At 49.1% G+C, this 23792-nt stretch carries 24 protein-coding genes and 1 tRNA gene; 7 read left to right on the top strand and 18 right to left on the bottom strand.

Going from position 1 to position 23792, the window contains the following annotated elements:
- Positions 1 to 21: 21 nt before the first annotated feature.
- The 4 genes from purL to EYC62_06235 form a co-directional block, all read right to left on the bottom strand.
- Positions 22 to 2220: a phosphoribosylformylglycinamidine synthase subunit PurL gene (gene purL, locus EYC62_06250; protein ID TAH33825.1), complete on the bottom strand. Its 2199-nt coding sequence runs from the start codon at positions 2218 to 2220 to the stop codon at positions 22 to 24.
- Positions 2221 to 2382: 162 nt separating this feature from the next.
- The gene (gene purQ / locus EYC62_06245) at positions 2383 to 3063 is read right to left on the bottom strand and encodes a phosphoribosylformylglycinamidine synthase subunit PurQ (GenBank protein ID TAH33797.1); all 681 of its coding nucleotides are present in this window, start codon (positions 3061 to 3063) and stop codon (positions 2383 to 2385) included.
- Positions 3064 to 3072: 9 nt separating this feature from the next.
- Positions 3073 to 3312 (bottom strand): phosphoribosylformylglycinamidine synthase subunit PurS, encoded by a 240-nt coding sequence (gene purS / locus EYC62_06240; GenBank protein TAH33796.1) that lies wholly within the window; start codon positions 3310 to 3312, stop codon positions 3073 to 3075.
- 10 nt (positions 3313 to 3322) lie between these two features.
- Complete coding sequence (locus tag EYC62_06235; GenBank protein TAH33795.1) at positions 3323 to 4117, bottom strand: phosphoribosylaminoimidazolesuccinocarboxamide synthase; 795 nt, start codon at positions 4115 to 4117, stop codon at positions 3323 to 3325.
- A 204-nt stretch (positions 4118 to 4321) separates the two neighbouring features.
- Here EYC62_06235 and EYC62_06230 point away from each other — a divergent pair, with 204 nt between their 5' ends.
- The gene (locus tag EYC62_06230) at positions 4322 to 5047 is read left to right on the top strand and encodes a hypothetical protein (GenBank protein ID TAH33794.1); all 726 of its coding nucleotides are present in this window, start codon (positions 4322 to 4324) and stop codon (positions 5045 to 5047) included.
- 3 nt (positions 5048 to 5050) lie between these two features.
- Complete coding sequence (locus tag EYC62_06225; GenBank protein TAH33793.1) at positions 5051 to 5677, top strand: hypothetical protein; 627 nt, start codon at positions 5051 to 5053, stop codon at positions 5675 to 5677.
- Here the strand turns inward: EYC62_06225 and EYC62_06220 are convergent, their stop codons facing one another.
- From EYC62_06220 to map, 6 genes are all read right to left on the bottom strand, one after another.
- Complete coding sequence (locus EYC62_06220) at positions 5678 to 6427, bottom strand: hypothetical protein (GenBank protein TAH33792.1); 750 nt, start codon at positions 6425 to 6427, stop codon at positions 5678 to 5680.
- 2 nt (positions 6428 to 6429) lie between these two features.
- The gene (locus tag EYC62_06215; GenBank protein TAH33791.1) at positions 6430 to 8016 is read right to left on the bottom strand and encodes a Na+/H+ antiporter; all 1587 of its coding nucleotides are present in this window, start codon (positions 8014 to 8016) and stop codon (positions 6430 to 6432) included.
- A complete protein-coding gene (locus EYC62_06210; GenBank protein TAH33790.1) occupies positions 8016 to 9311 on the bottom strand; it encodes an adenylosuccinate lyase in 1296 nt (431 codons plus the stop codon). The genes EYC62_06215 and EYC62_06210 overlap by 1 nt, the downstream gene beginning before the upstream one ends.
- Positions 9312 to 9399: 88 nt before the next feature.
- Positions 9400 to 10509: a protein phosphatase 2C family protein gene (locus EYC62_06205; GenBank protein TAH33789.1), complete on the bottom strand. Its 1110-nt coding sequence runs from the start codon at positions 10507 to 10509 to the stop codon at positions 9400 to 9402.
- 114 nt (positions 10510 to 10623) lie between these two features.
- Complete coding sequence (locus EYC62_06200) at positions 10624 to 11319, bottom strand: JAB domain-containing protein (GenBank protein ID TAH33788.1); 696 nt, start codon at positions 11317 to 11319, stop codon at positions 10624 to 10626.
- Positions 11320 to 11321: 2 nt separating this feature from the next.
- The gene (map, locus tag EYC62_06195) at positions 11322 to 12119 is read right to left on the bottom strand and encodes a type I methionyl aminopeptidase (protein TAH33787.1); all 798 of its coding nucleotides are present in this window, start codon (positions 12117 to 12119) and stop codon (positions 11322 to 11324) included.
- Positions 12120 to 12204: 85 nt separating this feature from the next.
- On the opposite strand from map, the gene EYC62_06190 reads away from it, so the two are divergent.
- Positions 12205 to 12957 carry a competence/damage-inducible protein A gene (locus EYC62_06190; GenBank protein ID TAH33786.1) on the top strand — a complete coding sequence of 251 codons (753 nt, stop codon included), beginning with the start codon at positions 12205 to 12207 and terminating at the stop codon, positions 12955 to 12957.
- Positions 12958 to 13186: 229 nt separating this feature from the next.
- Here the strand turns inward: EYC62_06190 and EYC62_06185 are convergent.
- A tRNA-Leu gene (locus EYC62_06185) sits at positions 13187 to 13275 on the bottom strand.
- A 191-nt stretch (positions 13276 to 13466) separates the two neighbouring features.
- On the opposite strand from EYC62_06185, the gene EYC62_06180 reads away from it, so the two are divergent.
- On the top strand, positions 13467 to 13844 hold the full coding sequence (locus EYC62_06180; GenBank protein ID TAH33785.1) for a hypothetical protein: 378 nt from the start codon (positions 13467 to 13469) through the stop codon (positions 13842 to 13844).
- A 70-nt stretch (positions 13845 to 13914) separates the two neighbouring features.
- Here the strand turns inward: EYC62_06180 and EYC62_06175 are convergent, their stop codons facing one another.
- From EYC62_06175 to EYC62_06165, 3 genes are all read right to left on the bottom strand, one after another.
- On the bottom strand, positions 13915 to 15534 hold the full coding sequence (locus EYC62_06175) for a hypothetical protein (GenBank protein TAH33784.1): 1620 nt from the start codon (positions 15532 to 15534) through the stop codon (positions 13915 to 13917).
- Positions 15535 to 15701: 167 nt separating this feature from the next.
- Entirely contained in the window at positions 15702 to 16460 is a 759-nt protein-coding gene (locus EYC62_06170; protein ID TAH33783.1) for an NAD kinase, read from the bottom strand.
- Between the two features lie 23 nt (positions 16461 to 16483).
- Positions 16484 to 16921 (bottom strand): transcriptional repressor, encoded by a 438-nt coding sequence (locus EYC62_06165; protein TAH33782.1) that lies wholly within the window; start codon positions 16919 to 16921, stop codon positions 16484 to 16486.
- Positions 16922 to 17205: 284 nt separating this feature from the next.
- On the opposite strand from EYC62_06165, the gene EYC62_06160 reads away from it, so the two are divergent.
- The gene (locus EYC62_06160) at positions 17206 to 17511 is read left to right on the top strand and encodes a hypothetical protein (protein ID TAH33781.1); all 306 of its coding nucleotides are present in this window, start codon (positions 17206 to 17208) and stop codon (positions 17509 to 17511) included.
- 78 nt (positions 17512 to 17589) lie between these two features.
- On the opposite strand, the gene EYC62_06155 is transcribed toward EYC62_06160, so the two are convergent.
- The 3 genes from EYC62_06155 to EYC62_06145 all read right to left on the bottom strand — a co-directional run bounded on the left by EYC62_06155 (position 17590) and on the right by EYC62_06145 (position 19553).
- The gene (locus EYC62_06155) at positions 17590 to 18150 is read right to left on the bottom strand and encodes a hypothetical protein (GenBank protein ID TAH33780.1); all 561 of its coding nucleotides are present in this window, start codon (positions 18148 to 18150) and stop codon (positions 17590 to 17592) included.
- Entirely contained in the window at positions 18135 to 18503 is a 369-nt protein-coding gene (acpP, locus tag EYC62_06150; protein ID TAH33779.1) for an acyl carrier protein, read from the bottom strand. The genes EYC62_06155 and acpP overlap by 16 nt, the downstream gene beginning before the upstream one ends.
- A 174-nt stretch (positions 18504 to 18677) precedes the next feature.
- Entirely contained in the window at positions 18678 to 19553 is an 876-nt protein-coding gene (locus tag EYC62_06145) for an acyl carrier protein (protein TAH33778.1), read from the bottom strand.
- A gap of 142 nt (positions 19554 to 19695) precedes the next feature.
- Here EYC62_06145 and hppD point away from each other — a divergent pair, with 142 nt between their 5' ends.
- Positions 19696 to 20724 (top strand): 4-hydroxyphenylpyruvate dioxygenase, encoded by a 1029-nt coding sequence (hppD, locus tag EYC62_06140; GenBank protein ID TAH33777.1) that lies wholly within the window; start codon positions 19696 to 19698, stop codon positions 20722 to 20724.
- Here hppD and EYC62_06135 read toward each other — a convergent pair.
- Positions 20721 to 21746, bottom strand: a complete 1026-nt coding sequence (locus EYC62_06135) for a heme A synthase (GenBank protein ID TAH33776.1) — start codon at positions 21744 to 21746, stop codon at positions 20721 to 20723. The genes hppD and EYC62_06135 overlap by 4 nt on opposite strands.
- Before the next feature lie 207 nt (positions 21747 to 21953).
- On the opposite strand from EYC62_06135, the gene EYC62_06130 reads away from it, so the two are divergent.
- On the top strand, positions 21954 to 23792 hold a 1839-nt coding region (locus EYC62_06130; protein ID TAH33775.1), incomplete at its 3' end, for a pyridine nucleotide-disulfide oxidoreductase.

The raw sequence follows: 23792 nt of genomic DNA, 5'->3' as shown, positions 1-23792 counted from the left end.
AACTATGATCTAGAGTCATGACTAACCTTTCATATATTGTGGTAGCCAGGCTTCGTTGGCTTTGCGCAATTCGGCGATATTGCCGATGGTTTTTCCGCCAACAATCAACGTATCGCCGCTGGTTTCGCCGATACGCTGCGCAATTACGCCAGCCGATGCGGCGGCGTAAATCACTTTGTCCGGCGCGTTGGTAGTGACGATATAGCGGCCTTGATCTTCGCCGAACAACCATCCATTCAATGGAATATCGCTTGGCGGTTGGATAGTGCAGCCCATAGGATCTGGTTTAGCCTTAAAGCCCATTTCCACCAGCGCGCAGGCAATTCCGCCATCCGACACGTCGTGGCAGGCATTGATTAGGCCACTGTCGATCAAGTGACGCACGAATTCGCCATGCTTGCGTTCGGCCGGCAGATCGATTGGCGGCGGTGCGCCTTCTTCCCGGCCATGAACTTCGCGTAAATACAGCGAACTTCCGACCCAGCCGGTCGTTTTGCCAATGACAATAATGGAATCGCCAGGGTTTTTAAAATGCAGGGACATTGCTTTGGATGCGTCTTTTAGTAAACCAACGCCGCCAATGACGGGGGTAGGCAGAATCGCCTGGCCATCGGTTTCATTGTACAGTGAGCAATTGCCCGACACGACCGGGTAATCCAGCGCTTCGCCAGCGTTGCGCATGCCGCCGATACAGCCGACGATTTGGCCCATGATTTCGCGTTTTTCAGGATTGCCGAAATTTAAATTATTGGTCCAGGCGAGGGGGGTCGCGCCAACCGCGCATAAATTGCGATATGATTCCGCGACTGCTTGCGCGCCGCCAATAAATGGATGCGCCAGGCAATAACGCGGGGTGCAATCGGTGGTCATCGCCAGCGCCTTGCCCGTGCCGTGAATGCGGACAACGCCAGCGTCGCCGGTGCCAGGGGCCAGAACCGTGTCGGCCATCACCATCGAATCATATTGTTCGTAAATCCAACGTTTGCTGGCCATATCGGGGCAGGTCAGCATTAAACGCAAGGCATCGACCGGATCGGTTTGCGGCAAATCCTGAATACGGATTTCCGGCCGGCGAGTCGATACAATCCAATCGCGTTCATACATTGGGGCGGAATCGGCAATCGCCTTGGTTGGGATTTCCGCCGCGATCTGGCCATGATGTTTCAAGATGATCTTCTTGGAATCGGTTAACTTGCCGATCACCGCGAAATCCAAATCCCATTTTTCAAAGATTTTCCGTGCGCCTTCTTCGCTGCCCGGTTTCAGGATGATCAGCATCCGTTCTTGCGACTCTGACAGCATTAATTCGTATGCGGTCATGCCCGGTTCGCGCGCCGGAACATTGTCCAATTCAATTTCAATACCCATATCGCCACGGGCAGCCATTTCAACGGATGACGAAGTCAGCCCGGCAGCGCCCATATCCTGAATTGCAACCACCGTATCGGTGGCCATCAATTCCAGGCATGCTTCCAGCAGTAATTTTTCCAAAAATGGATCGCCAACTTGAACGGTTGGCCGTTTGGATTCCGAATCCTCGTTAAATTCGGCCGATGACATAGTCGCGCCGTGAATTCCGTCGCGGCCGGTTTTCGCACCAACGTAAACGACCGGATTGCCAACGCCCGCGGCCTTGGCATAGAAAATCTTTTTCGCGTCCGCTATGCCAACCGTCATCGCGTTGACCAGGATATTGCCGTTGTAGTTCGGGTGGAAATTGACTTCGCCGCCAACGGTTGGAATGCCAACGCAATTGCCGTAACCGCCGATACCGGCCACAACGCCTTCGACTAAGGATCTTGTTTTCGGATGATCCGGGTCGCCGAAACGCAGCGCGTTCAGATTGGCGATGGGGCGCGCGCCCATAGTGAATACGTCGCGCAAAATACCGCCAACGCCAGTCGCAGCGCCTTGATACGGTTCAATGAAGGATGGGTGGTTATGCGATTCAATTTTAAATACGGCGGCTTGGCCATCGCCAATATCGATAACGCCAGCGTTTTCGCCAGGGCCGCAAATGACACATTTGCCGGTGGTTGGCAGGGTTTTCAACCAGACACGGGTGGATTTATAACTGCAATGTTCCGACCACATTGCGGCGAACATGCCCAGTTCCACCAAATTCGGTTTACGGCCAAGATTTTTTAGGAGCAGGCTGTATTCGTCTTTATTAATGCCATGTTCTTCGGCCAGTTGAGGCGTGACGAACACTTTCTGCATTTTGACTTTATCGCCTGTTTTCGGATCGACTTTTTCAATGGTAGCCACATTCTTCTCCGCTGGGCTGTCTATTTTTATCTTCAACATCTCGTTTCTCTTCCTGGGGTTAGGGTTTTGGGGGTTGGGTTTAGTGTTAATTTAATTTTCCCAATACCCAATCCCTTATACACATAAACTATCAAACATCGCCCGTCCGTCGTTGCGGCCGATCAATGGGTCGGCGGCGCGATCAGGATGAGGCATCAACCCCAGCACGTTTTTGGTTTCGTTATAAATTCCGGCGATGTTGTTCATCGCGCCATTCGGGTTGGCGTTATCATTAACTTCGCCCATTTCGGTGACATAGCGGAACGCGACAAGGCCTTTATCTTCGATACGTTTCAATGTGTCTTCGGGGGCGTAATAATTGCCTTCGCCATGGCCGACTGGAAAACATACGGTCTGGCCAGCTTTATATTTTCGGGTAAACGGCGAATCGTTCGATTCCACGCGCAGGAAAACTTCTTTGCAGACATATTTCAGGCCCTTATTCCGGCGCAATACGCCAGGCAATAATCCGGCTTCGACCAGAATTTGGAATCCGTTGCAAATGCCAATCACGCGCACGCCTTTTTTGGCGGCGTCACGAACAGGACCCATGATCGGCGAATGCGCGGCCATTGCACCGGTGCGTAAATAATCGCCGAATGCAAATCCGCCTGGCAGAACGATCACATCCAGATTCGGGATGGAAGTATCCTTGTGCCATAACATCACCGGTTTTACGCCGGATGATTTTTCCAAATGCACGGCGCATTCACGCTCGCAATTGGATCCGGGGAATACGACAACGCCTGCTTTCATTTTTTATCCTTATGCTGCGACGATTTTGTAATCTTCGATAACCGTATTCGCGAGCAATTTCTCGCACATGGTTTTTACCTCGGCTTCGGCCTTGGCTTTGTCGGTTTGATTGACATCAAGCTCAATGAACTTGCCGGTGCGAACATCGCTGACATCATTGAAACCCATGCGGTTCAGCGCGCCTTTGACGGTGACGCCAACGGGATCGAGAACACCGTTTTTTAATGAGACATACACTCTGATTTTCATCTGATACCTCTTACCCTTTCTTCTTCGGTCCAATCGCCTCTACGTTGCTTTTCGTAGATACCACTTCGGCTAAACCTTCGTTCATCAGGCCCAAACGGCGGGCGACTTCTTGGTACGCTTCGGTAACACCGCCCAAATCGCGGCGGAAACGGTCTTTGTCCATTTTCTCGTTGGTTTTGATGTCCCACAGGCGGCAATTATCCGGGCTGATTTCATCGGCCAACATCAAAATGCCGTTGCCGTCTTCGTCATATAGGCGGCCATATTCCAATTTGAAGTCCACCAGACGCAAACCAACGCCCATGAACATGCCGGTCAGGAAATCGTTGATGCGCAGGGTAAGGCCCGTCAGGCCATCAATTTCATCCGCATCCGCCCAACCGAAAGCGACGATATGATCCAGCGTGACCATTGGATCGCCCAATTCGTCTTTTTTGTAATAATATTCGACAATCGGGCGGGGCAGGGTTTGCGCTTCGTCAACGCCAAGTCGTTTGGCCAGATTTCCGGCAACCACGTTGCGGACCACGACTTCGATTGGAATAATTTCCAGCGAATAAATCAATTGTTCGCGCATATTCAGGCGTTTGATGAAATGGGTGGGAATGCCCAATTCGCCAATTTTGGTCATAATAAATTCTGAAATGCGGTTGTTCAGAACGCCTTTGCCCTCAATCGTGCCTTTTTTCTGATTGTTAAAGGCAGTGGCGTCGTCTTTGAAATACTGAACGATGGTTCCAGGTTCCGGACCTTCGTATAAAATTTTGGCTTTACCTTCGTAAATTCGGCGGCGTTGTTTGGCCATGGAAATATCCTTTGCACAAAACTGGCAAGTATGGGTTTTATAACGAATTTGAGGCCATTTTATAGCAGCAATTTCACTGATTATTCAATGGTTAAGTATCAAGCAATAGTGCCCCCAATCACTTTCCCCACAACAAAGCCAAATCGTGGTTGACCCGGGGATAATGGTTGAGTATCTTTCAGGGAAACTTTAGAGGGTTTAAAGATGACCGGGAATGATTTTCCAACCAGAGCCGGAACTTGGGTAGATCGCGTTGAGGCAGCCAAACGATCCTATGTTTTATTAGCCACCATTGCAAACCGATTGGGGCGACAATTTCCGCTGCTGGATAAGGGTTATGCTCCGACTGAGCTTGGAGATTTAACAATACAGCAAAATTTCGCAACTGCCGAGGCGGCAAAAGTTACTAAAAAAATTATGAGTGCGCAGGTGATGCAAACCTTTGCCGCAGTTGGACTAATATCATATTTTATTATACAAACGGGCTCCCTTCAATTAGTGGCCTTATATGCCGGTGTTTCAACATTAATAGCAGGGCGAAAATTAATCGCCGAATTAGGATTCAATAAAATTAGAGCGCATGTACACGCTTATTTTAGAGGCGATAATGCAATTTCAGTGGATCCTAATCAGTGGATAAAAGAGGTTGGGAAAGATTCGCCTTTACGCAAAGAAATCAACAGTTATCAAAAAATGACCGGGATAAGATTCGGCATTGCCTTGTTAGCTTTTTGGGGAAGCGCCGCTTATAATTATTATCATAAATCTCAAATGCCGGTGCCGACCCCAACACCCGCAGTCGTTCCGCAAGCTCCCTTAGATCCGTCGTTGCAAAAACCTTCCGTCGAGGAAAGTAAACCCGCACCTAAATCCAGCGCCATTGCGCCAGCGATTTTGTGGCAATTGCAGAACGCTCATACCAGAGGGTAAATAATGATTACCCTAGCTCCAACCGCGCAATTGCCGGTCGCCGAAGAACGGCCGTTGGAAGCGGCATTGGATAATTATATCCATGCAGCACGGCGGAGAAGCGTTATATATGGTATTCCAGAATCGATGCATCGATTCCCGCGTTGGAGGAAAATCGGCGCGGCGATAGTAAGTCCATTAGTAGTAGCGGGGATGGCTTATTTTATGAACCCACTTTTTGTTGGATTCTTAGTTCTTGTAGACATAGGTATACACACGGCCAATAATTTTATTTCTCCTGCCTTTAAAAGAGATGAGCGTGCAGCAAAAGAAAAAGTAGTGACAGAGTTAATATCCCTTTCCGAGAACAGAGTCCAAAAAGCAGAAAGAAAACATCGGCGCACTATTGTGCAAAACTTTCGGAAAATATCGTTGAGGGCTAAACCTTCGAATCGACAAGTTACGCTTTTGGCGGTTTCATGGGTGAATTCGTCGCTTGAAAAATCATACGCGCGGGAAAAAACCCCTGCCGTCATTCTCCACGAAGCAGAAGGAGCATTATATGACCGGAAAGCTTTGGAACGTGGTCAAAAACACAGAAAGTTTATAATGGATGCCGTGCGCGAAAGACTTCACTCGCGCAGCAACTAATCACAACTCCACCGGCGAAAATGGCGCTTCGCCCGGACGGCCATTGGCGAATCTAAATATCGGTTTGCGGCGCGATTCCACATGCGGGATGGCCAGCAATTGCGAACACACCGTACCATAATTATTTTCTTCATCCACGATGCACATCGCGCCTTGCGGGCCGTCTTTGGCGGAATAAAGCCGCTGGCCCAATAACGATTCCCAATCGCGCCATTGATCCTGATCCGGGTCGGGGGCCTTGGCCGATTGAAAGCGCGGCAAATAAGTGCGCACGCGCGGCACATTGTAATCGTTGCGGTCGTTGGATGTGATCATCGAATAGCCTTCGGGAATTTCCGAGACTTCGATTTTCCCGGACCCGTCGTGTTTCAACCAACACGCAAAAGTATTATCGACAATCACCATGTTGAATGGCGCATAGGAAGTTGGTTTGATATAGGCGAGGGACTCTGCCGCGGCGCTGGCATCGGCATGGGTCAAAGCTTCTAAAATCAATTCGCCGCGGCTGCGTTTATCATCGTGCGGGCCGAGCGAGTTAGGGCGGTTCATAATGGCGGCCATCACGCCGGCATCGTTGATGGCAAACCAGGTGCCGCCACGCGTTTCATCCCATCCACCGACCACATCGGGAAAATCTTTCCAATGCCGGGCAGGGGATTCGAATTTTCGTGTCAGGCGTTCATCGCGATTGGCGGCAATAATGACCGGCCACGGATTGCTGGATCGGCGCAAAATGACAAAAGTACACATTATTATACCGGGCTTCTTTGATGCATTTCTTCGAAATCCAGTTCGCGGATCAATTTGCGCATGACTTCGTCGCCTATTTTCTTGTTGCGGCGCAGATTCAACAATTCCTGCCGTTGCAGATTGATCAAATCGCGGCGCAGATCCTGGTGCGACTGGATGCAACTAAGATATGGCGAACTGTCCCGGTTATCCAATGCATTTAGGCGCAATGAATAATCGGTTTGCAAGGCTTCGATCGCGGTTGGGTGATGATAGTCCGATCCTTCGAAAATTTTCAAATATTGAAGCGCGGTTGCCGTGATGTGGTGACGGGCGGCGCGTTCTTCCATGGTTTCGCTTTCATCTTTTGGGATTTTCAGCAATTTGGCGATGTACCCCAGGCTTAGTCCTTGGATAACAATGGTAATAATGATTGCAACAAAGGTGATGAATAAAATCAAATCGCGATATGGAAACGGCGTGCCATCATTCAGCGTTACGGGAATGGCCATCGCGGCGGCCAGTGATACCACGCCGCGCATCCCGGCCCAGCCAACGAATAGCACCCAGTTTGCCGGCGGCTTGGTTTCTTGTTCCCGCACGCGCTTTGACAATAAATGCGGCGTGTAGGCGCCGAAGTACACCCACACTACGCGCACCGCGATCATGGTCAGCGAGGTAATCGCGGTATATAAAACTAAATCTTCTGTGCGGTACATTTGTATCGATTCAACGATGTGCATCAACTGCAGGCCGATTAACAGGAAAATGACATTGTTTAAAATAAAACTGATGACTTCCCATATGGTGTACGATACCAGCCGGCTTTGTGACGATGTAATGCTGGGCAAATGCCAGCCAACATACAGGCCGCAAGCCACTACCGATAAAATTCCGGAACAATGCATAAACTCGGCGGCCAAGTAGGCGGCGTATGGCGTCAAAAGCGATAAGACAACTTCGACTGAAGGATCGTCGATCGGCATGCGCAATTTGACGGCCAGAAATCCTATTAAAATGCCTGCGGCAATGCCGCCGCCCGCCATCTGTACGAATTCGGTCACCGAAGTGTTCCAGCTAAATACGCCGGATAAAATAATGCTAAGGGCCAGTTTGAATAACACCAAGCTGGTGGCGTCGTTCATCAGGCTTTCGCCTTCCAATATAACCACGATACGTTTCGGCAGATTGAGGCGTTTGGCGATGGCGGTAACGGCAACCGCATCGGGCGGAGATATGATGGCGCCAAGCAATAAGGCCAGCGGCCAGGTCATGCCGGGGATCGTATACATCGCGGTTGCGGCGATTGCGATGGAAGTCGCGATTACAAGGCCGGTTGCCAGCGTGACAATGGCCCGCATATGCAAACGGAAATCGCGCCAGGACGTGCTGGCCCCGCTGGTGTACAATAGCGGCGGCAGAAATAATAAAAATACTTGATCCGGGTTCAGTTTAATTTCCGGCATTGCCGGAATCATCGACAACCCCAAACCGGCCAGGGTCATCATGATCGGCGATGGAATGCTGACCAGCTTGGAAAAAAGACTGATCAAAGCCATAATAAACAACAGCGTTAGTACGATTTCGGTGCTGTGCAACATGTGGCCCATTATGCGCCAAAAACCCGTTTGAAAATCGTGTCCACGTGCTTGGTGTGATATTTCATGTCAAATAAGGATTCGATGTCATTCGCCGGCAATTTGGCGGTGATGTCTTTATCGGCTTTTAACAGCGATTGAAAATCGGCGCCGCGTTCCCAAACTTGCATCGCATTGCGTTGAACCAGTTTATACGCGTCTTCGCGGCTGACGCCTTTTTGCGTCAAGGCCAGCAATACGCGTTGCGAGAATACCAAACCGCCCAGCGCATCCAGATTTTGCTGCATGCGTTCCGGGTAAACCAGCAATTTTTCAACAACGCCGGTTAACCGGGCGAGGGCAAAATCCAGCGCCACGCAAGCATCCGGCAAAATCGTGCGTTCAACCGCGGAATGGGAAATATCCCGTTCATGCCACAACGCTACGTTTTCCAAAGCTGGGGTAACAGAGCCGCGCACGATACGCGCAAGACCAGTCAGGTTTTCCGTCAATACCGGATTGCGTTTATGCGGCATGGCGGACGATCCTTTTTGTCCGGCGCTGAAAAATTCTTCGGCTTCGCGCACTTCGGTGCGTTGCAAATGGCGGATTTCGGTGGCGAGATTTTCAATGCAGCTTGCAATAACGCCCAGCGTTGCAAAAAACATGGCGTGCCGGTCGCGTGGAATGATTTGCGTCGATACGGGTTCGGATTTTAATCCCAGTTTTTTGGCGACGTATTCTTCGACCGATGGATCGACATTGGCGAACGTGCCCACCGCGCCGGAAATGGCGCAAGTGGCGATATCGTCCTTCGCCGCTTGTAAACGTTTCACGCAACGTTCGAACGCGGCATAATGGCCAGCGAGTTTAACGCCAAAAGTGGTCGGTTCGGCGTGAATGCCGTGACTGCGGCCAATGGTGGGCGTGTTTTTATATTCCATCGCGCGTTTTTTAATCGCCGCCAGCAGCGCATTTAAATCCGCGATCAGTAATTCGGCCGCTTGTTTCAATTGCACCGCGAGGGTGGTGTCCAAAACATCGCTCGATGTCATGCCTTGATGTAAAAACCTTGCGTCTTCGCCGACATATTCGGCGACGTTGGTTAAAAACGCAATCACGTCATGTTTGGTTTCGGCTTCGATTTCGGCGATGCGGGGAATATCGAATTTCGCCTTCGCGCGGCAATTTTTCACAGCACTGTCCGGCACGATGCCCAGCGGCACCATCGCTTCGGCGGCGAGAAGTTCTATTTCCAGCCAGATTTTATATTTATTGTCGTCCGAAAAAATATTGGCCATTTCGGCCCTTGAATAACGCGGGATCATATCGCCTCTTATTTAACGAATGGGGCTTGGTTGCAGTTATTTCTTGTAGACGATTTTTGTGTAAAAATAAAGGGTTAACAATAAAGCGTTATCGGCGCCGCGTGCGCGGGTGCCGCATTGGATGCGCCGGATGGCCTGGGCCAATCGTGGAAGTTTTAGGACGTGTGGCTTCTAAAATATAAGGTCTTGTGACCATGCGTTTTAAATGGTCATTGGTGACTATGGCGACGTCAGACGATGATGAACAATCCATCATTACCATCCATACAGGCGCTTTTGGCGGTTTTGCCGGATTGGTGGCCATTACCGTTACGTTATCTTTCGATCCCCGCCGTATCGCTTCGCGCGCGCAATAGGCGGCAATCATCGCCATCCCGTCTTCTTCCCCTATATGGTCCATGATTTGTGTTGGAATCAAATGATTATAGGTCGCTGGTTCAAACCCATCCGTAGCCATTAAAATAAGCTGGCTATTCATAGCGCTTAAATCGGTTGGCGAGAAAACATGATATCCGAAATCATGGCCCAATTCTTCGCTAACTTGACCATTGCCTACGCAACCGGTGATTTGAATATTGCAATGCACTGCCGGGGTACGAACTTCGATAACAGGGACGCGGCCTTTGTAGTTTATGGTCAGTCCGCGAGAGCGCAAAGCCTCTATTTCAGCTAAATTGCCGATCCGATGCGGTTCCAACAATGGATGGAAGGGTGGCAATCCGGCCTCAGCGCTTAAAAAGGTGACACTATAGTTGGGGGTTTGCAGTGCGTAGGTTGGAATCGTGGAAATTGATTCAATAACGCGTTGTCCATTGGGTAGCATGATGCTGCTAACGGATGGAAAAGCAGTGCTTTTCGGAAGGCCATAACTATATATTTGCGTGTCGCCAACATGGGCGGTAACCAAATTTCCATCCGGCAAAAACAGCGCCATGGCCAATGTCGAGATGCCGCGGCATCTTGCGGTTATTTCCTGAATGTATTTTGCTTGTCCCCGCAAGAATTGGTGGGCGGCCTTAACATCTGGAATATGCGTTTTGGGCTCTCCGGCGAAGGCGCTATCTTCTTGAACATTTCTAAAGCCTGCTGTGTTGCAAGCCCCGACCGGGAAGCCTTTGGCGCTAAATGTGCTTGGAAAAACCCCTAATCCTTGCTCCATATTTGCTGTTAGTATTTTTAATGTTTCCGCTGCGCTCATCGCACCCGCCAGTATTTCTTTGAAGGAAACTTATAAGACATAAAATTATCGCCGTCAATGCGCTTTAGAAGTTTTCCCATGTCATGAAGAATAAACAATAGAGCGTTGATTTATTTATATAATCCCGCTCGATTTAAGACTCTTATGTCCTTCGCGGCCGATAATTAAATGGTCGTGCAATTCGATATCCACGCTGGCCAGCGCCTTTTGCACGGTTTTGGTGATGCTAACATCCTCGCGCGATGGCTCGGGATCGCCGGCCGGGTGGTTGTGTACCATGATGATGGCGCTGGCGTGGAGTTCCAGCGCGCGTTTAACAATTTCGCGCGCGTAAACCGGAGCGTGATCGATTGTGCCTTCCTGCGATTGTTCGTCGGCGATCAGTTGGTTTTTAGAATCTAAAAATAAAATACGTACTTCTTCGGTCTTGCGATGCGCCATTTTCGCGTAACAATAATCCAGCAGTTCCTTCCAAGAACTGATAACGGGTTTATTGATTACCTGTTGTTGCAACATGCGAATGCCGCATACTTGGGCGGTTTTGATTGCGCCGATGGCGGATTCGCCCATGCCTTTTATTTTTTCTAATTCCACAACGCTGGCATTCAATACGCCGGCGAGATTATCGAATTGTTTGATCAATTCTTTGGCCAATGGTTTGGTATCGCCACGCGGGTTCGATGCGAATAGCAACATTTCCAGCAATTCATAATCCGGCAAACTGTCGGGGTTTTTCAAAAATCTTTCGCGGAGCCTTTGCCGGTGGCCAGTATAATGGGGAAGATCTTTTTTCTTCGGCGCGGCAGTCATGATTAAGCGTAAGGCTTGTCCAGTCCGGCGGGTGACAGGGTGAAAATTTCATAGCCGGTATCGGTTACGGCCAGCGTATGTTCGAACTGCGCCGACAATGATTTATCGCGCGTTACCGCGGTCCACCCATCCGCCAGAATTTTGGTGTCGTATTTACCGGCGTTCACCATAGGTTCAATGGTAAAAAACATGCCCGGTTTCAATTCATCGCCTTCGCCGCGTTCGCCGAAATGCAAAACGCTGGGCGGGGCGTGGAATACGCGGCCCAAGCCGTGACCGCAAAAATCGCGCACCACGGAAAACCGGTTTTCTTCGACATAAGATTGAATCGCAAATCCGATATCGCCCAATTTCGCGCCCGGTTTAACCGCGGCAATGCCGCGCATCATCGATTCATAAGTCACATCCATCAATTTTTTCGCACGCACCGGAATATCGCCGATGGCGTACATGCGCGACGTATCGCCATACCAGCCGTCCAGAATAACCGTAACGTCGACATTCAGAATATCGCCGTCCATCAACACACGGTCGGATGGAATGCCGTGGCAGACAACATGGTTGATCGATGTGCAAATGGATTTTGGATAACCTTTATATCCCAGCGGGGCAGGGATAGCGCCATGATCGCGAATGAATTTTTCGCATAATTGATCCAATTTATCGGTGGTCACGCCTTCGATAACGTGCGGTGTGATAAAATCCAGCACTTCGGCGGCCAAACGGCCAGCCTTGCGCATGCCGGCAAAATCTTCGGGCTTGTGTAATGTGATCTTTTCGCTGTTTTCGCGGGTGTACATGATTATCCTTGCTGTCCTTAGTTTATATCAAAATAGGGCGGTTTATGCTATGTTCAAATAACGCTTGTGATATATATAGTTTTCCATGTCTCCTACCGCCGCCATTATAATTATAGGTAACGAAATCCTTGCCGGGCATACGCGCGAGGAAAATATCCCTTTTTTAGCTGGGGAATGCAGCCGGTTGGGTATTGCCTTGCGCGAGGTGCGTGTCGTGCCGGACGTGGAATTGGCCATTGTCAAAGCGGTCAATGAATGCCGCGCCGAATATCAATATGTATTTACCACTGGCGGTATTGGCCCAACCCATGACGATATTACCGCCGACAGCGTTGCAGCGGCATTTGGCGTTCCATGCGAAGAAAACGCGGACGGAATACAGCGTCTGCAAAATTATTACCGTACCCAGGGTATCGAATTGAACGAGGCACGCCGCCGGATGGCCCGTATGCCGCGCGGCGCCAGCATTATTGAAAACCCGGTCAGCAGCGCGCCGGGATTCCGGATCGGCAATGTATTTGTGATGGCTGGCGTGCCCAATATTATGCAGCAAATGTTCAAGGGATTGATTCCGCAATTGGTCGGCGGTCCACCCATTTTAACGCGCAGCATTACTTGCCGGTTGATGGAAGGAAACATAGCAGACGACCTGACCGCAATTCAAAACCAATATGCTGAAGTTGATATTGGATCTTATCCAGCCTTTCGCAATGGGGCGTATCAGTTAAAACTGGTATTGCGTACCACGGACCAAAAATTGCTGGATCAGGCGTCTTCTGCCATAACTTCTATGGCCCAAAAACATGGCGATTCCGCATTCCAAATTCAGGATTGGTAATAAATTTTTGGGGAAGATAAATTGGCTTCGCCATCCGAAGTTTTTGTTGCATCAGTCCTCCTACGCTCGTTCCGAGCTTCGAAGGACATCCTACACATTATATTTTATTTTTTATAGCGTAGGATGGTGCCCACGGCCAGACACTCAATATAGTTGCGCCACCGCCTAACCAACCTAGGCGCATTTCTCGTCTGGCCTGGCACAACCCAAAAATTTTTAGGAAAATATATGGTGCCCACGGCCAGACTCGAACTGGCACGCCGCTTGCGCAGCACGGGATTTTAAGTCCCGGGCGTCTACCAATTCCGCCACGTGGGCCCTTTAGGGATTCATTTATTCGGTAGAACAAACTTTTTAGCGATCTTTATACGGGCAATCAAGAATAAATATGGGCTTTTATTAAAAGCCTTTAATAGAGGGTAAGTTTTATTAGCCTCTAGCCTGATTATGGAATTTTAGCTATAGTGCCAGCCTCTCATCCTATTTATCTTTCCAGTCCGGAGATTTTTATGAAACGTACTTTGGTTCTTGCCGCATTGCTAACCTTATCGCCATTCACAATTTCATTTGCGCAGACCGCAGGCGCTGTCCAGCCTGTGGGCAAGGATATGATCGCGATTTACGGTCATGGCAATTCCAAATGTTCGGAATATCTGGATTTCGCGGCGCGCGGCCAGGAAACGGTCAGCAAGAATTACCAAGTATGGGTCAACGGATTCATTTCCGCCTATAACACTTTGGTGTCCAGCACAGGCAACGTCGCACGCGGCAAAAGATCCGAAGATATCATGGGCTGGATGACCCGTTATTGTCAGCAAAATCCCAATGCCTATTTCCAGCGCGCGACGATCGAATTGCTGCGTTCCATGGAAGCCGGCGAGTTTTAATTTTCAGCGATATTTAATGAATAAAAAAGGCGGCTGTAACAGCCGCCTTTTTGTTTAATATGCCGGACGATTAATTCATCATCATATACCGTTCCCGCTGGTTGATTTGCGGATACGGATTGACGGGCGCTGGCGTTGGCGCTTGTTGCGGCCATGGCCATGCGTTTGGATCGTTCATCGGTTGCGCCATTTGCGGTTGGCCGTTTGGCGTAGGCGCTGGAACTTTTTCCATGCCCATGCTCCAGCCATAATTTGGCGGCACGTAACCGGTGTTGCCTGGGGCCGGCAATGGCATGGTTGCCATTGGTTGCGGCGCCCATGCCGGACGATAGGTGTCCACACGTTGATACGTGTCCGGGTTGGTCCACGGGGTCGCCGACGGCGGAACGGACAGAGTATATACCGGTGCCGATGTTGCCGATGGCAATGTATTTATGGTTGCAGGAACATCCATGCCGGTGGTGTTCGATGCCGAATCCGGCGCACGCCAGTTGCGGGCCAGCGCATCCGCATATTGGATTGCGTTGTATGGCATATATTTGGTGATCATCATGCGGTTTTCCGCGGCGCCAGGATATCCTTGCGCGGTTAGGATGGTAAACCATTTATAGGCATTGATGTAATCCTGCATGGTTGCGCCAGGGCGGCGAACGCTGAGCATGGCGGCATTGTACATGGATTCGTGAATGCCATTATCGGCGGCCAGCGACGACCACCGCAATGCTTCGTACATATTCATGGCAACGCCCTGACCACGCAAATGTAACAAGCCCATCAAATGCTGGGCCATCGGCACGCCTTGGTCGGCGGCCATTTTCAGGTACTTCGCGGCTTGCGTGTAATCTTGCGCGACCGAGGTTTTATCGCCGGAGTCGCCGGCGCCTTGATACAGCATAAAGCCTAAATTGAATTGGGCTTCTTTCGATCCTTTTTCGGCGGCTTTGTCATACCAGTGCGCAGCTTTTTGATAATCGCGCATTTTGCCTTTGGCATGGGAGTAAACCACGCCCATCAGATATTGCGCTTCGACATTGCCTTTGCGGGCGAGCGGCAGCAGGTGTTTGCTGGCTAAATCGAATTGATTTTTATCGAAAGCTTTTTTGCCCGAAGCCAGGGATGGTTTAAATTTCGGTTTTGGTTTCGCTGCCGGCGCTGCGACTTGAACCGGCGGTGGAGCCATTTCCGGGGCAAGCATATCCGGTGCCGGCGGAACGCCGCCAGAGGCCGATCCAAATGGCGACGCGGCGCCACCGGTTGGAATATTGACATTGCCGGTTGGAGCAACTTGTGGCGGCGGAATGGTCAGCGGAGTATTTGGAATCGCCAACGGTACCGTATTGGTTGTTGTCGTGGTCGCGGTTGGTATTGTGGTGGTCGTTGTCGTGGTATCGGTCGCAGCAGGAGCCACCGTCGCAAATGGATCAAACGTACCGGAATTATTCGATGGCGGTGGCGGCGAAGCGGCCGGAGGCATGCTGTTTAATGGATTGAACGGATCGTTCGATGCCGAAGATGGGCTGCTTGACGGGGTGCCTGGATTTTGCGCGCCGGGGGCAGGCGGTAAATTTAATGGGGCTGGATCGACCGCGACTGGACTTGGCGGTGATGGCGGCGGCGAAGCCAAAGTTGAGTTTGCCAAAATCATGGCCGATAAAAATGCCGCTGCGACGGACAGAGAACGATAACGCATAAAACCGCTCCTTAGTGGGTGCTGGGTAAACGATATCCCGACATTGGGATTTCAAGAAAAAACACGGTTCTCAGTATTACCTAACTTGGCCGTTAACTGCAACGGACAACTAGTTTTTTAACGGATTTCCGCAGTTTTAAGGATTTTCCGGCACAGTTGTGGATATTTTATGGCAAGAACTGTTCCCGCAGGATCCGTTCTTTTAAATGATTTTCCGGATCGAACAGCAATTTCAGCGTTAAACCGCGGTTTTCCGCGATTTCCACGGTTTGAATATCGCGAAATTCCTTGTCGTCCGCCACCACGCTGACGGGGCGTTTTTTAGGGTCAATGACGTCAATCGTTACCTTTGCGGTGCAAGGCAAAAGCGCGCCTTTCCAACGGCGGGGGCGAAATGCGCTGATTGGGGTCAGGGCCAGAATATCGGAACCCAGCGGAATAATAGGGCCATGCGCCGAAAGATTATAAGCGGTGCTGCCGGCCGGCGTCGATACCAGCACGCCATCGCATATCAATTCTTCCATACGGGGGATGGCATCGACCGCGATGCGCAATTTTGCCGCCTGGCGGGTTTGCCGGAACAAGGACACTTCGTTAAACGCCAATGCTTCGAATTGCTCGCCGGCGATATCGATGGCCGCCATGCGTAGCGGATGCAGCGTTACGGTTTCGGCGTTTTTCAACCGCGCCGATAAATTTTCGGGATGATATTGATTCAATAAAAATCCGATGCTGCCGCGATTCATGCCGTAAACCGGCAAATGATGTTTCAGCGATTTGTGCAAAGTTTCCAGTAAAAATCCGTCGCCGCCCAGGGCCACGATCACGTCCGCATCGGCCAGCGGATAGCTTTTATGGTCTTTGCTGAGCTGTTTTAAGGCTTCTTGGGCAAAGGCATAATCGGCGGCGGCAAAATGAATTTTCATGAAAAAAGACTAAATGAAAAATACTAAGATGATTGGCAGTTTTTACAATGCCCGATGACTTCCAGGATACTTTGTTCCACCACAAAGCCAAGCTTTTTAGCAAGTTTGGCGGTGCTTTTGTTCAGCTCTGTAGCATCGGTTTCGCGCGTTTTGCCGCATTTGGTGCAAACCAGAATTTGCACCGCCTCGGTATGGTTGCCGTGATTGTGGTCGTGGCCACAGGCGACATAAGCATTCAATTTTTCAATTTTATGAATCAAATGCTGATCCATTAAATATTCCAGCGCGCGGTATATGGTCGGCGGCGCCGCGTTGGGGTGATCTTTTTTATATTCGTCCAGCAACGCATACGCGCCGATGGGGCGGTTGTATCCGCGAATAATATGCAATACTTTTTTGCGAATCGGTGTTAAATCGTTCGCCGGCAAAGTATTGGTTTTTTTAGTTTTTAATTTTGTCATGAAATTTATGTAGCATAATTTGAAATAACATCCACCAACTGGCCGAAAAAGAATAGCAAATCCGCCAGCAAAAGAAAAATTATTCAGTTACAATACAAGAAGTTGTTCTAAATAGCAGGTGAGAAGTGATTGTTAATCCACCGTATCCCTTGAAGATATATTTCGTTTTTGAGCCCATTTTCCGCGTTTTATTGCGCTGCATTAACCAGCCGTTAGGATCTGTCTTATATGCTCATAAAACGGGAATAGAAATAGCAACCAAGTAGGTACGCTGGAGGACAAGCATGAAGTTGACCAAATTAATCGCAGAATATCAGGCTTTGTATCAATCGTTGTGCAATTCGCCGATTGAAAACGATCCGCTGGGATTCGAAGCCGACCAAGTTTTAAAATCCATTTGTAAATTACAACCGCAAGATTCGACCGATGTCGCCGCGCTGGCCGCATTGGCAAAACATATTATTCAAGTCGAAGAAGATCCATCCGGCGCCGTGCCATTGTTGCATAATATTGTGCATTGGGCCGAACGGTCGGGCACCGCAATTCCAACCAACATCGTGCCATTTTTGCGCAGCACCGATCACCATTAAAATTCAGTTGAACAGGTTAGTTGCAGGCAGGGTAAAAAAAGAAGCGGGGAAAAACCCCGCTTCGATGTTTTTATAAGCTTATCTTGCGTTCAATCGTCGTTCAGAGGCCAAAAGATTGCAAGCAAGATTAAATAGGCCCATAGGGGTTACGCAACGCGAAGCGCCGCTTTCTATCGTTGGATTGGAGGCAAGCCCAAATTGCTTACAAAATCTTACGATGACATAAGAATGAAAACCGTGCGGCACTTGTGGAAAACTTGCAGTTAAATTAGTTTTTCTTTGCTGTTCAAGTTGTACGCCCGCGCTGCTTAAGCAAACATCGGCTACAAAATCTAAAACAGTATTTAAATCAACAGCAGCATTTGGTGCGCTGGGTTTTTTTGGTTTAGAAGATTTAGCGCTTACAGGTTGTTTCGGGCAGGCATCAATCGCTGCGAGTGCTTCCGATATAGTTGAGCTAGGTTTGCTCAAGACACTTAAATCGCCACCCTTTGCAAAACTACAGCCTAGCGTATGCTCCATCGCACTTTGAATTCCGGCGACTGCCAATGGGTCGTTTAATCCTAACGAACCCAAAGTGGTGTTTGGTTGGACATCATTGGGAGAAATGCCAAATTGACAACCTAAGCTTTCACGCAAATTCCATAAGGCGATTGTAGATGTTGTTTGTTCAATCCGCACGTAGTTGCCGCTGGAACATCTGGTAATCTTTCTCCCGCTACATAACCGATTAATAAGTCGACAGTGGTGAGTCTTTCCGCATCCTCGTCTGGAATTTTGATTCCAAATCTATCTTCAACCGCCATAATCAATTCAACAAAGTCCAAACTATCGGCGTTAAGGTCACCGACAAAATGTGTGGTGGTTAAATCCATGTCGTCCAATTTGGCGCGATCTACCCTCGATTTCGCGGCGACAATGTCTTTTACATGGCTTGTGATTTCGGTACGATCTAATGTGGCTGGATCAATGGCTGCTGAGGTTGTTGGCATTTAAATCTCCTGTAAATTTTCTCCGTTATAAATACAAACTTTATATTGTCAAGCGATGAAGAATGGGTCAAAGAGTGTGGCTACTAGTGAGTTGTGTTTTCAACATAATCAATTAATTAGAGTCGATAAATTGGGGTAAAAGGTGGGGGAAACCCCCCGCTTTAAATTTTATATCTACTGTGCACGAATACGATGTTGGTCCATCAGCACGTGTAATACCGCTTTTGCCAGATCATCCATGCAGTTGTTTCTGGAAACAGATCTTGGATTGACTCGATTTGGAATCCCAAATTTTCTTTCGAGTGCTTCCACTGCTTTTTCCGTATCTTTGCGTTCATGCGTAACACCGGCAAGTGCGAGCGGAGTTTCTGCGGAAAGAGTTTGCCTGTCCCGATCAAATGTGGCCGCCATTTGTTCGCATACCAGATCTAAAACCTGATCGCGGGTAAATGTCTGATTGCCAGCCTGCGTTACCGGAGAATTGGGGTCCGGTTTAGATGCTTTAACAAATTGGATTAAATCGCCGACAGTATATATACGATTTAATAATTCGTCGGTGTTAAAACGCGGAAGAATTACCCCATAAGCTTCTTCTAAGGCTGCAATCAACGAACTATAGTCTAATTCTCCTAAATTCATTGAGGTAAGCAAGGTATCTTCGAATAATTTTGGTGCTGATGTGCGCGTTCTATGAGTGCTCAATACATGAGCAAATAGGGCAAGATCGTGATTGGTTGGTTGGCTAGCCCATTCCTTGACTTTTTTCAGTAGGTCACGAACAGTAACTGTTGAGGAGAATAATGGGACTATATCAAATCCCTCAGGCGGGTCCGTATTATAAAGCGAGGTTAATTCGGTTACTAGGTCGGCAATATCGCTAGCATACCAACCGCCTCCTTCACCGCAAATTTTATAATCTATTCCTAAATTTGAGGTGGATGTATCTAATTGCAGTGGGTGAGAAAGAGTGGCTCCAACTTTTTCTAAAGCGAGCATGAATTTTGCGAGATCTGCATCATCAACTGTAGTTTGTATGATATGACAACTCAAAAAATCTTCCTATCTTTATATCCGTTATAAATACAAACTTTATATTGTCAAGCGTAGTTAAATTACCCTGGGCAAGCGGATTGGGGTGGACTATATTCATGCATAATCAATCAATTAAACGCCATTCAGGATCTGAAATTTAATGACTACCGCCGGTTTTGCCTTTGTCGAATTTGCTACTCCCAAACCCGATGAATTGGTGGGGTTGTTTGCGCATATGGGATTTGCCGAAATTGGGCGGCACAAAACCTTGCCGGTACGGTTGTTTCATCAGGGCGGCATTTATTTTGTTTTGAATCAAATTCCAACTTCCTTTGCCGCCGAATTTTCCGCCGCGCATGGTCCCGCCGCCGCGGCAGCCGGATTTTATGTGACCGATGTCGCGGGTTGTTTGTCCCGCGCGCAATCCGGCGGTTACAAATTATCGTCGCGCAAACCGGAATATTTATCCGCGCCAATCGACGCGATCGAAGGCATTGGCGGCAGTTTGATTTATGTGCTGGATGCAAAAACCGCGCCGCAATTATTTGCCGATTTTACCATAGAAATTTCGCGCAACGATTTGGATATTGGCCTGAAACAAATCGACCATCTGGCGTATAACGTTAAACGCGGCGCGCTGGATGGATGGGCGCAATTTTACAAAGATGTATTTGGATTCCGCGAAATCCGGTATTTCCATATCAAGGGCAAGCAGACGGCGCTTCGCAGCCGGGCGTTGCTAAGTTCTTGCGATACGATGCGCCTGACCATCAATGAATCGGTCGACGATCAATCGCAAATCGCCGAATTTATCGAAACTTACAAGGGCGAGGGGATTCAACACATCGCCCTGAACCCGAATGATATTTACGACACGGTCGAATCCATGCGCGCCAAGGGCGTACCGTTTATTCCGGTCCCCGATGCGTATTACGAGGCCTTGCAGGAACGCTTGCCGGGGTCGGGCGAGAATATCAAACGGATGAAGGAAAATTATATCTTGCTGGATGGCGTTTCTGAAAATAAAGAATTCTTGTTGCAAATCGTAACGCCGCCGGTATTCGGTCCGCTGTTTTTCGAAGTGATTCAGCGCAAGGGCAGCGACGGGTTTGGCGAAGGCAATTTCACCGCATTGTTCGAAGCGCTGGAACGCGATCAAGTCGCCCGCGGCGTGTTAAAAGCAGCTTAGACTTTACGCAAGTTAAACAACAACCACACAAAAAATGTCAGCAATAAAATCGCGCCGGCTTGATGCGCTGCGCCAAGCGCAACGGGCACGCCGCGCGCGATGGTGGAAATGCCCAGCGCCATTTGAATCAAGCTCATTACACCGACATGAATCAACGGCACTTTGATTTTTTTGGATGTCTTGGATGCAAAACCATACATCATTAAACTCAGCGCGCCGATCACTAAGGCGCTTGCCAGGAATCGGTGTACCGCATGAATCGTGGTCGTATTTTCAAATAAATTCATATACCAGGGCTGCATTTCCCACATTCCGCCCGGCGCCCATTCGCCATTGAATTGTGGGAAGGTGGTATATAATAATCCGGCATTGGTTCCGGCCATGAATCCGCCCATCACGAAAGTCAGCCAGAATAACGCGAACAGAATAATCGCCGCGCCACGCAGATATTTAGGCGATGGAGTCAAAGGCGCGGATTTATAAAAATTGCGAATATGTAACGCGATCCATAACATATAAGCGTAAATGGTTGCGGCCAGCGTTAAATGCGCGGTCAAGCGGTATTGGCTGACATCGGTATTGACCGACAATCCCGATTGCACCATGTACCAACCCAGGAATCCTTGATTCAGGCCGAGCAGGAATAAAATCACCAACGGCACTTTCCAGTCACGCTGCAACTTTCCGCGCATCCAGAAATAAATTAGCGGTAGAGCGAATACGACGCCAATCAATCGGCCCCACAGGCGATGCAAATATTCCCAGAAATAAATATTTTTATATTCATCCAGCGTCATGCCTTTGTGTACCAGCTGATATTCCGGGATTTGCTGGTATAGCGAAAACTCCGCTTGCCATTCGGCATCGTTCAGGGGCGGGATGATACCGGTGACCGGTTTCCATTGCGTAATGGATAACCCCGATTCGGTCAGGCGCGTAACGCCGCCGATCGCGACCATAATAAAAATCATGGCACAGCACAGGAAAAGCCAAGCGGAAACAGGTTTTGCGGAATTGATCATATCGATAACATATATAATTTTGTTTGATCGTCAAAGAAATTATTCCTTCCCCCTTGTGGGGAAGGATAGAAAATCTTAGTGCCGCAGGCGCTTAGATTTTCTTGGATGGGGGTAGGCTTATATCTCAATACCCCCACCCTTACCCTCCCCACAGGGGGGAGGGAAGTTTTGGTTGTCATTCTTCCACAAAGCCTATAGATAAAGGGTATGTCATTGCATTTGGCCCATAATTTGACCTTTGCCGATCTTTATGCGCGGGACGGATTGATCCGCCTGGATGCGGCGTTTTGCACTTTTCTGCAGGGCGCGGATGTCGGACTGTTCAATCAATTGATGACCGCGCGGCGCGATGGATTTGAAACCAAGTTGGCGGAATCGGAATTTATAATCGCGCTGGCGCCGCTGGTGGAATCTTTTATTGGCGATTTATTCGGCGTTGGTGCCGAAATCGCCGCGCTTCGCGCGCAGCATAATCAATTATCGCCGCTATATGAATGCAAGCGTCAATTCGTGCAACGCCGGGCCGCCAAAAAATATAACACGGAAACGGCGGGGGTGTTGGATGGAAATGCTTTGCGCGCGCAGCTGGAAAAAATATTTGGTGCTGCGTTTTCGCCATTATTATTTGCTGAAGAAATTCTGGCATGGCTGGCGGATGAGAAAAATAATGAACATAATTTAATTTTGGCGGAACAATATGCTGGCTGGGCTTTGTTTGCCGATGCTGGCCGCACGCATCATAAAAAAGATGCTTTGTTTAAACTGCCGAAGAAAATAGATCCGCAGAATTTGGTTCCTGTCGAAACCGAAATGCGCGATGGGTACATGGTTTTGAAATCGCCGCGTTCGGAATTGCGTCAGCGCGATGGATTTAAATTGACCGATGCCGGCGGCAACTTGGAATATGCGCTGGATCAAGCCAATTATTGTATCTGGTGCCATAAACAAGGCAAGGATTCCTGCTCGACGGGCTTGCGCGAGAAAAATAAAAATGAATTTCAGAAATCGCCGCATGGCGTGATGCTGGCAGGATGTCCGCTCGAAGAAAAAATTTCAGAAATGAATTTGCTGAAATCGCATGGCAATATTATCGGCAGCCTGGGTGTTGTGACGATCGACAACCCTTTGTGCGCGCTCACAGGCCACCGGATTTGCAACGACTGTATGAAATCTTGCATTTATCAAAAACAGGAACCGGTCGATATTCCGCAAATCGAAACGCGAGTGTTGAAAGACGTTCTTGCATTGCCCTGGGGTTTTGAAATTTACTCATTGCTGACTCGCTGGAATCCTTTGAATGTACGGCGTCCTTTGCCTGCGCCTGAAACAAGCCGGAAAATTTTGGTGGTTGGCGCGGGTCCTGCCGGAATAAATCTATCGCATCATTTGTTGAATGACGGGCATTATGTTTGTTTAATAGACGGATTGAAAATAGAACCGCTGAATATTCCGTTCGAGCCTATTCGCGACATAGAAACTTTGCGTGAACGGCTGGATGACCGCGTGATGGCAGGATTTGGCGGCGTGGCGGAATATGGAATCACGGTGCGCTGGGATAAAAACTTTTTAAAAATTGTGCGATTGATTTTACAGCGCCGCGCGATGTTCGATTTATTTGGCGGTGTCAGGTTCGGCGGCACGCTCGGCGTGCAACAGGCATTCGATGCCGGGTTCGAACACATCGCGCTGTGTCTCGGCGCGGGCAAGCCGACCTTGCTCGATATTCCTGGCAATCTCGCCAAGGGTGTGCGCGCTGCGTCCGATTTTCTGATGGCCCTGCAATTAACCGGCGCCGGTAAAAAAGATTCGCTGGCTAATTTGCAAATCCGTTTGCCTGCGGTTGTGATCGGCGGCGGTTTGACGGCGATCGACACCGCGACGGAAATTATGGCTTATTATCCGTTACAAGCGCGGAAATTCGCCGAACGTTACGAGAGTTTGGATAAAAAACCGGCATGGGCCGAGGCGGAGAAAATCGTCGCTGAGGAATTTTTGGCTCATGCCAAATTGTTCCACGTGGAACAATTAAAGCTGAATCCCGATATG

The sequence above is a fragment of the Alphaproteobacteria bacterium genome (assembly GCA_004295055.1).
In the GTDB taxonomy this organism is placed as follows: Bacteria; Pseudomonadota; Alphaproteobacteria; order SHNJ01; family SHNJ01; genus SHNJ01.
This window is presented reverse-complemented; position numbering and strand designations above follow the sequence as displayed.

Excerpts from the sequence above, each read along its gene's own strand:
- EYC62_06210 (TAH33790.1), bottom strand. The coding sequence starts at position 9,311 with ATGATCCCGCGTTATTCAAGGGCCGAAATGGCCAATATTTTTTCGGAC.
- EYC62_06230 (TAH33794.1), top strand. The coding sequence starts at position 4,322 with ATGACCGGGAATGATTTTCCAACCAGAGCCGGAACTTGGGTAGATCGC.
- EYC62_06220 (TAH33792.1), bottom strand. The coding sequence starts at position 6,427 with ATGTGTACTTTTGTCATTTTGCGCCGATCCAGCAATCCGTGGCCGGTC.
- EYC62_06180 (TAH33785.1), top strand. The coding sequence starts at position 13,467 with ATGAAACGTACTTTGGTTCTTGCCGCATTGCTAACCTTATCGCCATTC.
- acpP (TAH33779.1), bottom strand. The coding sequence starts at position 18,503 with ATGCCAACAACCTCAGCAGCCATTGATCCAGCCACATTAGATCGTACC.
- EYC62_06235 (TAH33795.1), bottom strand. The coding sequence starts at position 4,117 with ATGGCCAAACAACGCCGCCGAATTTACGAAGGTAAAGCCAAAATTTTA.
- EYC62_06160 (TAH33781.1), top strand. The coding sequence starts at position 17,206 with ATGAAGTTGACCAAATTAATCGCAGAATATCAGGCTTTGTATCAATCG.
- EYC62_06165 (TAH33782.1), bottom strand. The coding sequence starts at position 16,921 with ATGACAAAATTAAAAACTAAAAAAACCAATACTTTGCCGGCGAACGAT.
- purQ (TAH33797.1), bottom strand. The coding sequence starts at position 3,063 with ATGAAAGCAGGCGTTGTCGTATTCCCCGGATCCAATTGCGAGCGTGAA.
- map (TAH33787.1), bottom strand. The coding sequence starts at position 12,119 with ATGTACACCCGCGAAAACAGCGAAAAGATCACATTACACAAGCCCGAA.
- purL (TAH33825.1), bottom strand. The coding sequence starts at position 2,220 with ATGCAGAAAGTGTTCGTCACGCCTCAACTGGCCGAAGAACATGGCATT.
- EYC62_06175 (TAH33784.1), bottom strand. The coding sequence starts at position 15,534 with ATGCGTTATCGTTCTCTGTCCGTCGCAGCGGCATTTTTATCGGCCATG.
- EYC62_06190 (TAH33786.1), top strand. The coding sequence starts at position 12,205 with ATGTCTCCTACCGCCGCCATTATAATTATAGGTAACGAAATCCTTGCC.
- EYC62_06215 (TAH33791.1), bottom strand. The coding sequence starts at position 8,016 with ATGGGCCACATGTTGCACAGCACCGAAATCGTACTAACGCTGTTGTTT.
- EYC62_06135 (TAH33776.1), bottom strand. The coding sequence starts at position 21,746 with ATGATCAATTCCGCAAAACCTGTTTCCGCTTGGCTTTTCCTGTGCTGT.
- EYC62_06225 (TAH33793.1), top strand. The coding sequence starts at position 5,051 with ATGATTACCCTAGCTCCAACCGCGCAATTGCCGGTCGCCGAAGAACGG.
- purS (TAH33796.1), bottom strand. The coding sequence starts at position 3,312 with ATGAAAATCAGAGTGTATGTCTCATTAAAAAACGGTGTTCTCGATCCC.
- hppD (TAH33777.1), top strand. The coding sequence starts at position 19,696 with ATGACTACCGCCGGTTTTGCCTTTGTCGAATTTGCTACTCCCAAACCC.
- EYC62_06205 (TAH33789.1), bottom strand. The coding sequence starts at position 10,509 with ATGAGCGCAGCGGAAACATTAAAAATACTAACAGCAAATATGGAGCAA.
- EYC62_06200 (TAH33788.1), bottom strand. The coding sequence starts at position 11,319 with ATGACTGCCGCGCCGAAGAAAAAAGATCTTCCCCATTATACTGGCCAC.
- EYC62_06170 (TAH33783.1), bottom strand. The coding sequence starts at position 16,460 with ATGAAAATTCATTTTGCCGCCGCCGATTATGCCTTTGCCCAAGAAGCC.